We start from the raw sequence: 14,735 nt of genomic DNA on the forward strand, positions 1-14,735 counted from the left end.
TCATTTATGTGGTTTGCATGGCAGCCACTGAGCCTAATAATCGGTTTAATTCTTCTTCTAATAGTTGACGCATACTGTTGACACCTTCTCCAGCGGTAATAGCATTGATCACGATTTGGTCTTGCATTTTGCCCAGGTTGATGGTGATGATGCTTGGCCTGCCACCTCCACCCGTAATACCATCTGTTGTGCCTCGAATAGGGTTGCCTGTGGAAGTGTTTGAGCCTTCAATCCCGGCTCCTTTAGCTGTCGCAGGTTGGCCTGGTGCATCAGATATTCCAAGCTGTTTTTTAAATCCCGCTGTCAGGTCTGAAAGGTTTCGTCCGTTATTCCAGCTTAAAGAGCCGGCTGCTGCTCGCATCTCTCGTCCAGCACTTGCGGTGAGTCTGGCTACGTTTGCTGCTCCTTGGGCAACTGCAACTGCACGCTGCCTCATGTCTGCATTTATTTCGGCAATAGCGGCATTATTTTCTTTTCTATCCCCTAGGCCTACGCTATTTCTAAAGATATACCAGCCTCTCTTAATCAAATTAAGTCCGATCATGATTCCGTTAACCATGATGTCCCACTGTAGTTGGCCAGCAGCACAGAATGCCTGCCATATGTATCGGCCAGCGTTGATAGTGTGCTGCCAAGCTTTGCCCCAGCCATCGGTTTTGTAAATTACATAAGCGATGGCAGCAATGAGTGCAATAATTGCTGCAATTACCCATACTACTGGATTTTTTAAAAAGGCCAGAGATAATTTATTTTGGGCAATGGCCGCCAGTTCTGTATAAGCGTTAAATATTAGCAAGGCTGCTGCAAGAGAACCAATTATGATTGCTGCGGCAACAACATATGGATTGCCCGCTTGCAATTGACCAATGAACCAACCAATTCCCTGGGCTATTTTCTCAAAAACAACGGTGATGCCCGAAACAATTGGCATAAGTACTGGAGCAATCAGTTCGTGAATTTTTAAGGAAACTTCTGATACTCCCCGGAGCATTTGTTGCCATTTGGTTCCTAGGTTTTGACCGGCCTTTTCTGATCCTTGGTAAAAATCTCCACCGCTCTGGGTAGCCCATTCAAAAGATTGAGAAAGTTCTTTTGCACTGATAGCGCCATTTGCCATCCTAGATTGAAGGCTTTCTATACTTTCTCCTGTCTTTTTGCTAATGGCCTCCAAAGGATCAAAGCCAGCATCTTTCATCTTCTGATATTCTTCTTTTTGTAACTGTCCCTTTTCAGTGGCTTTGGCGAGTGCATCGGATAGTGTCGACATGTTGCTTGCGTTTCCTAGGGCGATGTCTCCAATGTTCTTCAGTTTGCCTAAAGCCGTTTCAGAACTTAAGCCCAACTTCATCATCGTATTTTGTACTTCTATCAGCTCTGCTTTGTCATATGGAGATTTTAAGCTGTAGGAAGAGAGCTGTTCATATAGGGATTTTGCTTTTTCTGTATCTCCTTTCACTGCGCCCAATAAACTGCCTTTTTGTTTGTCGGCCGCCATCCCATTACCTATAATATTCCCTAATACTCTATAGGGGTTTGTCTCGATATTTGGCATCGCATCCCTTATCCAGGTGCTATGGGCTGGAGCAGGGGGGGCTTCGGTAGGCGCGGTCGTTTGTGCATTGTTCATTTGGATGTTTAGTGCACTTAGCTCATTACTATAGGATCTGACACTTTGTATGCTCGATTCGAAACTTCCGATGCTGTCAACATTGCTGAGCTGACGTACTTGAGTGTTTACTTGGCTAATTTCATTGCTATAGGCCCTTACATAACTTAAGCTCATTCCCGAAAAAAGACCAGACTGTGATCCCAAGCGGTCCAATCTTTGGATCAAGGTATCTGCCGATCTTGCTAAACCTTCAAAAGCACTGGATAATGCACGTGTACCTATGTTTATTCTATCCCATTGATTGGATAAAATATCGTTAAGAATAATCAATCGTGACATTCTATCAGATAAAGAGGAAATATTGCTTGGGATATCGGCCATTGAAGTAGTTTTTATTGGAAAAAGGTGCTTGTTAAGAAGCAGATTGCTTAAAAAAATGAATTATTGTGTTGAGGGGCATGCTATTGGTAAAGCTTGGGACGGCAAAACCGATGTGGTTTTTTAGAAAGAATTTGCACTCGCTTCCTGTTTTCGGATCCACTCTAAGTCCTTTATAGCGCTAGCCCATTCATGGTCGCTAAGAACATTTGGATCAAGGTGCATATAGTAGCGTAATTGAGCATTACAAATTCTTATCCATTCACCGTCCCTTACTTCACTCCCCTCTACAACTTTACCAGTTCGGCATTCTTAATCTCAATAAGCTCTGCCAATTTTGAGGATGCCGACAGGAACAAGGTGTCATCGGTCTTGATTTCGGCGTCACCACCTAGCCAGCAGTTGTTTAAAAGAACCTCGTTAAATTTTAGTGGCTCGTTGCTGGCTAGGGTTGTGGCATAACCTAAAGTTTTCCTGTCTGGTTTATGTAAATAGGCTTCTTTGCCATCTACTGTGATTTTGAAAATATCGCCGTGCTTCTTTTTCCACTCGGCAATTTGTTGGGTTGTTACTTTACTCATTTTTATTGTTGTGGTTTAATTTTGGTGAAAATGATAGGCATTTCGATGACCATGTTTTTGTCGCCTTGTTTTATCGATTTTTTTACCTCGGTAAATTCCACGTTTTGAAGGATGTCGGTCACAATTGGGCCGCCATCTTGAGGAACATAGGAAACGATTAGATCAAAGGATAAGGAAAGCACATTTTTACTTGCAGTACTTTGTACCATGGCCTCTAATTCACTTTGCCAAATGGAAACTTTTCCTTCGTAGGAATTTTTACCGCGGCCAATAGAGTGCGGGTCGTCGCCACGGCCATAAATCAGTTCTTTTTCTCTTTTTTGGGTGTACTCAATGGCTGTAATGCCTTGTAGTACTTTTCCGCCAATGGACACGCTAATGTCGCTCCATGCATATTGCTTACTTGAAAACATATTAATTATTTATTGTGGTGGTAAATCCGATATTTACGTTAATTTGTTTGGCATAGCCTACTGGTTGCAACCTGATGGCCACGTCTAATTTTCCTGTGCTTAGGATGTTTTGTTGCTCATCGATATAACACTCGGCATTAGATAGGTTTCCTGCTTCTACCATGGTCGATAATGCTCGCTCCACTTGCGCTTGCCAGCCTTTTACGATTGCAGGATGGATTTTCCCATCAGCAGTTACTTCTACTTCGCTCAATAGGTTTTCAACCAGGGTGGCGTAACCTAAAACAATGCTTTTGTCAATCACTAAGCCGCGAGCCAAGCTTACAAAATCATCAGTTGCGGCAGTAAGGGTTACGTCATCGTTAAAATAGTAGCCACTTTTGCTTACAAAAGATCTTAAAAAGATGTAGCCTTTGTTGTGGATGGCCTCCCAGCCGCTTTGTTGGCTTTCTGCTTTTACGCCGTTGGTGAAATAAGCAGCTAAACTTTCTACCGGTCCGTCGGCTACGCGGCCAATGTTACGTTGCACAGGAATATGTGCTAATCTGCCTAATGCTAAACCTACCGCTGCTACTTTACTGGCATCTGTGTTGGCAATTAAACAAGCTACATGGTTAAAACCTGCGGTTTTGTAATCTTTCAGATCTGCAATGGTACCGCTGTAGTTGTTACCCGAAATCATGATTCTAACGGGCATAAACTTGGTAGCATAATGCTCAGCTAAAGCTTGTGCTTTTACTACTGCTGTGTGTACGTCCGCATCTAAACCTTCGGTAGCCGTTACTTCTGTAGGAGGTGTTTTAACCGCACCTAGAACTCGAATGGCTCCGTTTGCCGCATCGAGTAATTTTACGGCGTTGTTGGTGGTTACATCCAGCATGGTGGTGTAAGTAACTGTGCTGGCTACCAACATGAACCATAATTCGGCACCTTGTCCTGCTTCGGTGTAAAACTGTTCAAATTGTTTGTAGGCAAAGGCGTTAGTTCCTTCGGCCGTGATGCCCAGCTCTTCGATTTCCGATAAACTGAACACTTGGTAAGGTGTGTCAAGTTGAACTTTGCCAACTACTGCTGCTCCAGTTAAAATTAAGCCCGCAACTTTGTCGCTCGTTACAGGTTGTTGTAGCAACCCTCCATTGAGGATGTTAAATGAAATGTTTGGTAAACTCATTTTTTAAATACTTTTGTCTTTTAATGATTGGATTATTTTTACAGCATCGGCCCAATCCAACTTACCGTCTGCAGTAATTTCTAAGGCCAACGCAACGGCCATTTTCAGGCGTTCACCGTTACGGTCGGCTTTCTCTAGGTTTTGTAAGATTTCTGAAACTTTCAGTACTATTTCCTGGGGGTCGGTAAGATCTGCCACTTCTGCAAAAAGCTTAAATTGTTTGAGGAAGGTTGGCAAACGCTCCCTTAGCCAGGCCAAAATTTTGTCGTCGGTAGTATTTTTAGTTAGTGTCACTAAAACATCGGCCATGGGGTTATTGATGGCGGTGTATACAGTATCTACTACGGCAACGGCAAATATTAGGGCCTTTTTATAAGAGGGAGCTAATACCTGGAAAAGTGCTTTTATTTTTTCAATCAGTTTTTTAATGAAATTTTTCATGATAATTTTTTCAATTTTTATTCGCTATTTTATTTCGACACTAGGTTTGCGAACGGCCGCCCTAAAGCGACGCGTTCGAAACAAAGTGCTATCAACCCAAAACGTAAAGGCTAAAGCGGTTCCTCTAGCCGTATAAAGGCGTTGATTGTTGATATCGCCCTTACACGTCTACAGACCATGTAACCTTCTCTTGATCCTTCGTCGTTGGTATTTCCTTCTAGGGTTTGTATATAGCCGCCAGGCAAAAGCTTTTCTACAAAGCCGGTATGTCCAGAACCGTTGCTATAGAGCATCATGAAGATGTCGCCGGGCTGTGGAGTCTTTACAATCCATTTCTTCGAAAAAATGTACTGATCTCTTACGCCCCCTGTACGTTTTAGTGGCGAGTTTAGTCCTTTTGTAGAAAAGGCCTGCTGTACGCACCAGTAAACAAAAGCCATGCACCAGGCATATCCCTTGCCCAAGCCTACCGACTTTAAGTAGATTTCTACTTGTTTGCCAGAGTTACTTCCTTTTGGGAACTCTTGTACGCCTAATTGGCTTTGTGCTATTCTTATCCAACTGCTCATTTTTTATTTGCTTTTACTTTTTAATGGTTGATGACTTAAGCTGTTCAAGCTTGATTTCATTCCCCCAATTTTAAGTACCCGTGCTATGTAAAGACCGTGTGTTTGGGGGGTGATGTTGATACAAAATTGATGGGTTTTTGGACGCTAAAAAAATCGGCAAACAATGATTGTCACTATCCTTACAACGATTGTCAAATAGCCATACAACCATTGTTTTAACTTTTTCTGTAGTCTTAAAATAGCCGGAGATTTGTCCTAAACAGAGATCAAAAAATGCAAGATTTTATTATTAACAACGATTTGGAATTTGAGGCAGGAGACCTCATGGTAGGCTTTAGTGACGAGTATCACCAAAAGCATATTTTAATTGCGGAGAAGGGCGAATACAAGCAATTTCCGGAACTGGGCGTGGGCATGTTCAACTTGCTCAACAGCGAAGAAATGGTGGCTATGTTGATAGAGGCACGGCGCAATTTTGAATATGATGGAATGAGGGTGGATGAGCTAAGATTTAGCGACGAAAATACCCTAGTGGTCAAAGCAAATTATAGATAACCTACCTGAAAATTTAACAACAGAATTTATGACACCAAGAAAAGAAGTTTATTTAGCGATAAAGGACGAGCTGATCACTATTCCGGAGATTGGATACGTCGATTTGCACCGCAATCAGTTTGCCCCGGGAAAAGAAAGTTATCCACCCTATGCGGTGGCTTGTTTGGTAAAGGTGGTTTCCATTCAGTGGGACGCCATGAGCGAACAGATGCAAGAGGGAAGTGCTTTGGTCGAGGCTACTCTTTATTTATTTGAGACACACCCTAATCCAGAAGTAGTGGGGGTAGATGGTTTGGTAGCGATGGATCTAATAGATGCCATTACTGCGAAGCTAAGATTTTTAAAAGGAGAATTATTTAAGCCGCTGGAGCAGATTTTAGACGAATCGATAGAGACGGAAGTGGATGGTTTGTTGGCCTACAAGCTTTCCTTTATTTCTACGATTTACAAAAGAACCGCTCCGAAATATCAGGAAATGGCCAACCCTGTTACCACTATTAGTTTTGTTTAGCAAGGTTGGGTTATTAAACACTATAACAACCTTGCTCTTTAAGAATGGCTCTTACGGTTCGTTGGGATATATAAAACTGTTTAGCGGTTTTTTCTTCCAAAGCATCGAGCCGCCATTCGGGATGCTTTTTACATAATTCATCAAAATATCGCCTAAGGGCTAAGTTTCGGTCTTTTAGATAAGTCTTTGTCATATCACAAAAATAAACAAAATTGTTTATTGTTTAGCAAAGCTTTATCCTTTTTGTATTGAAATTCATTTGATTAATCAATTTTATAAACAATTATATTTAAAATGAAAAAAACACTCATTGTTTTAATTTTAGTTCTGGCATATCAATTTACGAATGCCCAGGTAAAAGTTTTAGGGCGTATAGAGCCCAATGGTGCCACGGATAAATATCCTACTCATGTGGATAGCTTGGGGCGCGGCGGTTTAATGACCACCACAAGTTGGCAGGAAAGAAATGCTATTCCTGTTGAGCGTAGAAAAGCTGGAATGCTGGTTCGGGTTAAATCGGCCAGTGTAGATAGTACCTATACCCTTGGCGTAGGCTTGGCCAATGTAGATTGGATGCCATTTACAGCTGGAGGCAGTAATGCTTGGGGAGATCTTACAGGTAACTTATCAGACCAGGGAGATTTGCAAGCGGCATTGAATGCCAAAGTTAGTAATGCCATTTCTGTTACTTATGCAGATCTTACCGCTTTGATTGCTAGCAATGGTTTAAAAGTAAATCAACACTACATTATCACCGACTTTCAAACTATTCATACTATACCCAATACAAGCGTGTTGAATACCGGCTCTATAGAACCTCTGATAGTAATGGCCATTTCAACCAATACCCTTTCTACTGAAGCTCATAGTACACTATATCCAAATGATACCATATGGTACGCCGTAAGCAATTCAGCAGGTTCTACAAAAGGTTATATCACCAGACGTATTGACAATACTAGGGGTAATGATCTACCTAACGACTTTAGGAATGTAAAATATCGCAGATGGAAATTAAATCCTATCGCGTGGGTGGGTGGTACGAGCTATGCTTATAGCAATGTTGTACAATACAATAATACTGTATATGTATGTTTACAGGCACACTCTGATACTCAAACCCCGACTCTGGACAATAATCCATATTGGGGAGTGGTGATAAGAGATAATACCGACTACCTATCGTATTTAAGCACGAATAGAACTTATGTTAATGCCGCAGGTATGACAATAACCATACCTGTAAATGCCTCAGATTTCATAGACACCTATACATTTAGCAACTATAACAATGTATTTTCCACCGTGATAGAAAATGGAAGTTATGGTGCATTGTCTTTGCCCAATAATGTGTTCTTTACCGATGGGCAGTCCTTTTCGACGGTTAGGAATAAATTTACCGGGCTGTCAACGAATAATACGGCCTCTATAAGGGGGACGCAATATTTTTACGACAACATATTTCAGAATACCACCGCATCTATCTTCCAGGGATTGAATACAGGTACGGCTAGTGTAAATTTCGCGATTAATGGCAATAACTTGTTTACGGTGGCCACTTCTATCATAAGTTGTAATGCATTTTCTCAGAATACCATATCTAATCGACTGGCTACTTCAATATTTTCTGGCCGAACAGTGTTTAACCTAAGGGCAACAGAGATTAGGCACGCTTTTTTTGCAGGTAATATAAGAAATGCTCTCGCCAATTATGTCGGTAATCTGGTTCTTTATAATGAAAGATCTTTAACTGGAGTAGCTTTTAATGTAACATCAGTTGGTGCGGTGGTGAACAATTCTACTCCGGCATTTTCTAAGTTCACGATAGACGCAGACCTGTCTGTAAAAACGTTCATAGCCAATTATCTTACCGATAGCGCTACGCCTGATGCTATCACTAGGGCTGCGACAGAGGGGACTATTTATTATGGCTTAGACTTGAGTAACAAGGCAAATTTAACTGGAGGCAACACGTTTAGTGGTAACCAGTTTGTAGACGGGAATATTGGCATAGCCATTGACAATGCTTATCTTATTAATGGTTCTACTGCTTTGGAGGCTTCGGGAGGTTATCTGAGATTAAACCAAGGTTCTGCATTTTCTAATGGTGTTTATACTCCTAGTGCTTTTAGGGTAGATGGAGGTTTTACCTCGTTAGGCACGGGTTATTTTGGCGGTAATGTTGGTATAGGTACTAGCACACCGACTGAAAAACTTGATGTTAATGGGGGTAGAATAAAAGTTACGTCTGATGAGGGTGTAGCAACAATAAAAGGTGGTGAGATTGTGTTAGGCAACTTAGAGGGTAATTCATCACAAATTAAGATGGATAATACGACTATTGTTGCTAACTCTGCATTCCCTATAGAAGTGGGATTGCCTAGCTATAGTGGTGTATTAGCTTTAACTTCTCAATTGGACGGAAAAGCAAATTTATCTGGAGGAAATACATTTACGGGAGCTAATACTGTACTGCCTGCTAGCAATACGTATGGCGTTACCGTGGATGCTCGCAATATTTACGACGGTGGAGGATTTAGGTATTTTGCGGGTGATGATGCCGATCTAAGTAATGCTATAGAAGCCTGGGGCGTTGACTATCTGGCGCCGGCATTTGAGGTCAATAGGTCTGGAGCAGTTAAGCTGAGAAATTATGATGAATCAAAATATGCTTCCTTGACAACCGATGGAATCGTTTTTAGAGATAATAATGGTGGTTTCACAGGAGTCATAGGTACATCTGCGATGTGGCTTAGTAGCGAAGCGGATGTCACTTATCAGGTACATATAGACCAGCCCGTGCCGCACGTGATTTTGCAGGGTCATGGTGGAGATGACAGGGCAAAATTGGAAATGGGCAAGTTGGAATTAACAAAAGATGTAGATAGGAATGTAATTCTTGATGCTGAATCTACGATCCCAAATATCGTAATAAACAACGAATACATTGGCAGTGCAGTATTGGCTACAAATTCTTTAACATTTAACAAGTATGGCCAAGAAAGCGTGATTTTAAAGCAGGAACAGTTACAGACAGAAGAAAAGAGCGGAAACTACATCATAACCATTCCTAGCACTGATGGTTTAATGCAAGTTACAAATGCTAAAGAAGTAACGTCTAGTTATGTTGTAAAAAGTACTGATTATACTATTGTGGTTAGTAGTAACGTAACTGTGACACTGCCAGACCCAAGTTATGAGTCCACAGGTAGGATGGTAGTTATATCTGCTATGAGTGATGTGGTGAATATTACTTGTTCCACCAGCAATAAGATTTCTGGTCATTCAAGCACTTTCAATAACATATTAATAAGTGATTATCGTACCTATACATTTCAGGTAGTACAGAAGTCGGGTGTTAAATATTGGAGGGTATTGTCGGCTTACTAATAAAAAGAGTTAAGGAGAATCATTAGCTTGAAACAAAAAAAAGCGGTTAAGACTACCCGTCTTAACCGCTTCTAATACGCTCTTTGCAGATATGAAATTGAGCAGTTCTCGATGATTTTACGATTACAAACTCGAAAAATTAAGTGCCAAAGCTTTCCATTTTCCATAATTGTCTTTTTGTTTAAACTCGTAACCAAAGGCCTTGAAGCTTTGTGAGTAGCTTTCTTTGATTAAACGAAGACCTTCTAACCAACGGGCGTCTTCAAATTTATCTTCGTGGTTGAGCAAATCCATTACCTTGGCATATTCTAAATCGCCTTTGGCATTACGTTCCAGAAAGCCTAAAAGGATGCTGTGCAATTTGGCATCACGCTTTTTAACGGTATCGCTCAAAAAATCTTTGATAAGTTCAACAGCTTTATGCGCCCTTTCGTCCCAAACAGGATCGGTGTCTCGTCTGCGGGTAATTTGTGTAATTCCATCACTGTGGAAAATGGAAAAACCGCCTTTGCTATTGCTTCTAATAGCGCCGTATTCTTCCAATTTCTGCTTTTGGATATCCATTACCGAATGCATTTTTTGTTTAAACCTGCTTACCGAAAGCGCCAAATCCTTAGCTTCAGAAAACAACTCATCAATGATATAGTCCCTTTGACCTACGTATACTTTTTTATCGGCTTCTCTTTTTGCGTTTTCCTGTTTTTTACGACTGATTAATAATGTTTCTAACTCTTTTGTGCTTAACTCGTTGATGGTGTTGATGTTCATGTTCTTAAGGTTTTGTGAATATTTGCTTTAACAATTTGTTCTGCTCTTTAAAAAGATCGATCAGCTCTCGGGTTTTTGTTAATCTTTCTTCTTGGCTTAACTTTGGGCTATTTAGTTCATTAGCTTTGATCTGTATTTTATTATCGAGCGTTTTGATCTGGTGCTGTAGCATTAGCGTTTGGTGACTTTCACGTCGTTCTCATCCATTACGAAAAAGATTTCCTGGGTATCGAACCGCTTAACGACCAGCCCATAGCCCATTGGGGTTTGTTCGCCTCTTAATACATTGCCTACGGCATTAAAATGTGGGTGTTTGTGGTTAACGATGCGCACTTCGCTGCCTTGGTAGTACGCAACTTTTTGATTGGTAATCATATGCTGAATTGTTTATTTGATGAATACTCGTTTTTGTTTTGCGATGCAGATAAATGCTCGATAGGCTTTGGCACTTGGCCTTGCCTGCATAAATTCAGGGCTATGCCATACTTTGTACATTTCCCTACGATGGTTGGCGGTGATGCGGTGGGGGTATCGTTTTAAAATCATCCGATCCCTGTTGATCCATATTTGTTGCCACCAAGCCCAAAACTCTGGGGTTGCTTTCCATAGCATTGTGAGGTTTTCGTTGTTGGTATAGTCTTTTAAAAATTCATTGGCAGTGTCTAGAAAAAGGTTGTTGATAAACTCTTCGTTCACATTAACATGTTGTGCCATTTGTTTTACATGTTTGTTAAAATCTCTCATGGTTGGTGCTTTATTGTAGTTCGTTCCAGTATTGTGCGGCGCCTTCAGGCCATATGTCGTATTGGCCAAGTCCTTTTCCTCTCACCTGAGCGAAAGCCCTAAAACCTTCAACCCTAATTTTTTTGGCGCAGTCGTATCTAATTCGTTTAGCTATTCTTCCTTCGGGATGCTTTCCTTCGGCGTGACTGATGAGGATGAAGAGCTTTTTGGGGAACATTGCTCTTAACTCCATATATCCTTTGAGGTTAAGGTCTGCGTACTGTAGGCTGTTGATGACTACTATATTGGGGCTTTTATGCTTCTGCAAACGCTTTTTCAAAAGAGGAATCTGCTCTTTGTGGAGGTGTAGGAATTTTCCTCCTACATCGTCTAGGCCAGCAGCTTTAACCGCATCTTGGGTGTCCTGGCACCAGCCTTCTTCTAAATCATCATAAATGACGTTTTCAAAGTTTGAGAGGTATTTGCAGAGCTGCAGTACAAAGCTTGTTTTGCCATTAAATGAGTTTCCCCATATCATCCAGCAGCCCGTAGTTTCGGGAGTTCCCAAAAAATCTTTCCATTTCCCTTCGAACGACCAAGCTTTAAATTTCATGGTCTGCAGTTCTTTAGCGCTTTTTGCCCTGGGCAGGTCGTTAAGCGATTTGGTCCTTTTTGTTTGTGCTATGATCTCCATTACGCTACTTTTAATTTTTGTACTTCTATGTAAACTCTTCTTAGGCTATAGCCAGATCTGGCATATAGTTTTTGGATATCCTGGATGCCGTTGGCTCTTGCTACCTGGCTAACCTGTTTGAGCAAAAACTCCTCTCTGGCTTCTTTGCCCTGTGGAACGACTTCCTGGTATTTATTTCCGTAGCGGTCAAAGATTTCGGCATAACCTACTTTATTTAAATGCTTATTACGTTCTATCTTTTCGCGGAGACCATCAGCGCCCATCATGTACCAGGCGCAGCATTTGTCGGTAGCATTCCATAACGCTTTTAGCTCTAAAAAGGCAGCATAATCGAGGTCGCCAACTTCATCCAGTATGATTAGGGGGGAGGGAATGCTCAACAGGTAGTAGATTAAATCGTTATACACCTCATTGTATCTGCCGGTGTAGGTCACTCCATATTCTTTTGCAATGGCCCTAATGAGCTTCTGCTTTGATTTGTATTGGCTGCAGTCCAAATAAACGGCATTGGCGTTTTCTTGGGCGTACTGTCTGGCTGTGTAAGTTTTTCCAATGCCCGGCAGGTCACAAAGCATTGCCGATAGGCTAGATGCTTGACAGGCGCTCAATTGTTGGTAGATGAAGCTATAGGTTGGCGTTTTAGCCGTAATCCATTGCGGAGCATCGCTAAACTGGATATCAAGTATTCTGGCCAGTCTGATCCAATTGGCATTGCTTAGTTCGGTTTCAAATTCACCCTTTTTAATTCTATTTAATTGTGCCGAGTTAATGCCTAGGGCTAGCGCTTGTTTGGCTTCACTACTATATAATTTTCTTTGAGTGCTAATGGCCGCTATTATCTTCTCTTTGGTTGCTGATGTAATCATTTCTATAGTGAATTAATGGCGTTTAATCTGTTAAAATCGTTATCGTAGGCTTCTTCAAAATCAATGGTTTGGTTAGGTTCGGGCACTTTTGGTAGGATAATCTCTACGGGAGTGTCATGTTCATATCCAGTCTTTTCCATCAATTTCAGCCTACCCAATTCGTTTTTGCCTTCTTTAATTTGCTGGTTGAACTTCGAAACATATTTGGCCTGTTCATGGTAGTTATTTACGTCTCGATCAAGCCATTCGGCATTGGCTGTGTTATAGGCTTTTATTTTGTCGCATTTGCAGATGAAGACTTCATTTTGATAGAGATACACGCAGTCCACTTCCTTTTGCTCATTCTGCAGGTGATAGGCAATAACCTCATAATTGTTTGGAAGCAACTGTTCCATTACTTCAGGAGATGGCAAAGCATACTTAGCTTGTTTTACGGACACATATTGATTTCTCCTGATGGTTGTTGCAGTACTATTTCCAATGTATTTCATCAACAGTGGCCTATCTATGTGGGCCATTTGCGGATTTGCATACATTTGTAGTACTTGTGCCCTCGTTAAATCTTTGTACTTTTTTTGGTTGGGATGTAGTGCGTTGTTGTATTTCTCTATGATTTCTAAATCATCGGCCACTAAAACTTCATATGAGTAGGCTTTTTCTTTGTAGTTGTCATTGTCGGCATCAAATATTTTTTCGCTTTTGGTCCTGTTGGCCTCTAGCTTGGCGTAAAAGCGACCTATACCATCCTGATGCCTTTTTTCAAAACCATATTTCTTGACGCGGTTCCCTGTTTCAGCCCATTTTTCTTGCGAATTACCTGCATTACACCAGCGAACAAAAGGGAAAATTACTCCAGCTTTCATCAGGTCATCTTTAAAGTTGTTTACCAAATGGTGCTCAACTTCCACTTGTAAAGGCATTCCGTGGCCTTGGCTATCTAAAAAGTGGAACATATTGCGCATGCAGTTGATAAACAGTTCTGTGGTTTTAGCCTGGCTGTGTGCGAACCCGATAATGCAACCGCTGGCAACATCATAGGCATAATAGGCTTTAACGCGTTTTCCGTTTGGCATTTTACGGGGCAGGTCCCTGTCGTCCATCGAGATTTTACTGAACGAATAATTGGGCGCATGGCGATGGTGATGTGGGCCATGCACACTTTGATAGGTTTGGCCATCCATTCTGTATTTGTCAACGATTGCACGGTTGGAAGGCTGGTTGATATAGTTCCAGATGGTTGCTTCGCTTAGCGTAATTGGCTGTCCGTTTTCGTAAAAATGCTTGCTATCATATATTTCTCCAGTTTTGAAATCTATAATGTCGATATCTCCAGCTAAAAACCTCCAGTAATCGCTGGCAACTTCTGTAACGTAGGGCTTATTGCTCTGTACATATAAACTTAAAATCAACCTTTCAATATCTACAGTAACTTTACGGCTGTTGTTGTTGCAAAAGCCTTTGTGTATCAGTGTGGTGTATCCTTCTTTTTTGTAATTTCTGTATTTTTCTTGCAAACGGCGAGGATTTGCAGGTAGCGTGTGTGGGAATTCTTTTTTGTTAAGATTGATGACGCAGTCTGCCAATTTTGTCCAAAGGTTGGTACGAACACCGCCCATTGCCTTACGACGTGCTGCATTATTGGTGATAATGGTATGACAGGCATTTAAAACCTTGGCATTTGTAGTGTATTCGAGTATTACGTTGGTAGGTAAACTGCGTTTGTCTGATAAGCGATAGGCACTAAAAAAAGTGATGGCCGTGGCATCTTCTTCAATAAAATCTTTAAATTGATGGATTTTGGCTGTTTTGACAGGCTCTCCCCATCGATTTACCAACGCCTGTTGTTCGTTAAGGTTTAGCTTCTCGAAATTGATGAGCGCTTCGTTTCCTAGTCCTTTACCTTCCCTAAGCCTGAAGCCTTCTTTGCGTGAAGCCCTTTTTTTGTAGGCATCATAAGCCAATAGCTTCACGCTTTCTTTATGTCGACGATGATGGTCGCTCACGATAAAGCTTAGCCTTACGCCGTAATGATTATTGTATATTTCGTAGGGAGAGCTGCTCATTGC

At 41.3% G+C, this 14,735-nt stretch carries 15 protein-coding genes; 3 read left to right on the forward strand and 12 right to left on the reverse strand.

The window, feature by feature from the left end; genetic code table 11:
- Window positions 1-4: 4 nt before the first annotated feature.
- The 6 genes from ABDV71_RS02490 to ABDV71_RS02515 form a co-directional block, all read right to left on the reverse strand.
- On the reverse strand, window positions 5-1,990 hold the full coding sequence (locus ABDV71_RS02490) for a tape measure protein (RefSeq protein ID WP_343530843.1): 1,986 nt from the start codon (window positions 1,988-1,990) through the stop codon (window positions 5-7).
- A 284-nt stretch (window positions 1,991-2,274) separates the two neighbouring features.
- Window positions 2,275-2,568 carry a hypothetical protein gene (locus ABDV71_RS02495; protein WP_343530844.1) on the reverse strand — a complete coding sequence of 98 codons (294 nt, stop codon included), beginning with the start codon at window positions 2,566-2,568 and terminating at the stop codon, window positions 2,275-2,277.
- 2 nt (window positions 2,569-2,570) lie between these two features.
- Window positions 2,571-2,981, reverse strand: coding sequence for a hypothetical protein (locus ABDV71_RS02500; protein ID WP_343530845.1), 411 nt, complete (start codon window positions 2,979-2,981; stop codon window positions 2,571-2,573).
- 1 nt (window position 2,982) lies between these two features.
- Window positions 2,983-4,152, reverse strand: coding sequence for a DUF2586 family protein (locus ABDV71_RS02505; RefSeq protein ID WP_343530846.1), 1,170 nt, complete (start codon window positions 4,150-4,152; stop codon window positions 2,983-2,985).
- Window positions 4,153-4,155: 3 nt separating this feature from the next.
- A complete protein-coding gene (locus ABDV71_RS02510) occupies window positions 4,156-4,593 on the reverse strand; it encodes a hypothetical protein (protein ID WP_343530847.1) in 438 nt (145 codons plus the stop codon).
- 110 nt (window positions 4,594-4,703) lie between these two features.
- Window positions 4,704-5,162 carry a CHAP domain-containing protein gene (locus ABDV71_RS02515; protein WP_343530848.1) on the reverse strand — a complete coding sequence of 153 codons (459 nt, stop codon included), beginning with the start codon at window positions 5,160-5,162 and terminating at the stop codon, window positions 4,704-4,706.
- 273 nt (window positions 5,163-5,435) lie between these two features.
- Between ABDV71_RS02515 and ABDV71_RS02520 the strand changes: the two genes are divergently transcribed.
- From ABDV71_RS02520 to ABDV71_RS02530, 3 genes are all read left to right on the forward strand, one after another.
- Window positions 5,436-5,717, forward strand: coding sequence for a hypothetical protein (locus ABDV71_RS02520; RefSeq protein WP_343530849.1), 282 nt, complete (start codon window positions 5,436-5,438; stop codon window positions 5,715-5,717).
- Window positions 5,718-5,745: 28 nt separating this feature from the next.
- Window positions 5,746-6,228, forward strand: a complete 483-nt coding sequence (locus ABDV71_RS02525; protein ID WP_343530850.1) for a hypothetical protein — start codon at window positions 5,746-5,748, stop codon at window positions 6,226-6,228.
- A 294-nt stretch (window positions 6,229-6,522) separates the two neighbouring features.
- On the forward strand, window positions 6,523-9,618 hold the full coding sequence (locus tag ABDV71_RS02530; protein WP_343530851.1) for a hypothetical protein: 3,096 nt from the start codon (window positions 6,523-6,525) through the stop codon (window positions 9,616-9,618).
- Window positions 9,619-9,741: 123 nt separating this feature from the next.
- Here the strand turns inward: ABDV71_RS02530 and ABDV71_RS02535 are convergent, their stop codons facing one another.
- From ABDV71_RS02535 to ABDV71_RS02560, 6 genes are all read right to left on the reverse strand, one after another.
- The gene (locus tag ABDV71_RS02535) at window positions 9,742-10,386 is read right to left on the reverse strand and encodes a DUF3164 family protein (protein ID WP_343530852.1); all 645 of its coding nucleotides are present in this window, start codon (window positions 10,384-10,386) and stop codon (window positions 9,742-9,744) included.
- A gap of 171 nt (window positions 10,387-10,557) precedes the next feature.
- Window positions 10,558-10,761 carry a hypothetical protein gene (locus ABDV71_RS02540; RefSeq protein WP_343530853.1) on the reverse strand — a complete coding sequence of 68 codons (204 nt, stop codon included), beginning with the start codon at window positions 10,759-10,761 and terminating at the stop codon, window positions 10,558-10,560.
- A 12-nt stretch (window positions 10,762-10,773) separates the two neighbouring features.
- Entirely contained in the window at window positions 10,774-11,130 is a 357-nt protein-coding gene (locus tag ABDV71_RS02545) for a hypothetical protein (protein WP_343530854.1), read from the reverse strand.
- Window positions 11,131-11,140: 10 nt separating this feature from the next.
- On the reverse strand, window positions 11,141-11,803 hold the full coding sequence (locus ABDV71_RS02550) for a hypothetical protein (RefSeq protein ID WP_343530855.1): 663 nt from the start codon (window positions 11,801-11,803) through the stop codon (window positions 11,141-11,143).
- On the reverse strand, window positions 11,803-12,669 hold the full coding sequence (locus ABDV71_RS02555; RefSeq protein WP_343530856.1) for an ATP-binding protein: 867 nt from the start codon (window positions 12,667-12,669) through the stop codon (window positions 11,803-11,805). The genes ABDV71_RS02550 and ABDV71_RS02555 overlap by 1 nt, the downstream gene beginning before the upstream one ends.
- Window positions 12,670-12,671: 2 nt before the next feature.
- A complete protein-coding gene (locus ABDV71_RS02560; RefSeq protein WP_343530857.1) occupies window positions 12,672-14,732 on the reverse strand; it encodes a hypothetical protein in 2,061 nt (686 codons plus the stop codon).
- Between the last annotated feature and the right edge of the window lie 3 nt (window positions 14,733-14,735).

The organism is Pedobacter sp., assembly GCF_039594775.1.
In the GTDB taxonomy this organism is placed as follows: Bacteria; Bacteroidota; Bacteroidia; order Sphingobacteriales; family Sphingobacteriaceae; genus Pedobacter.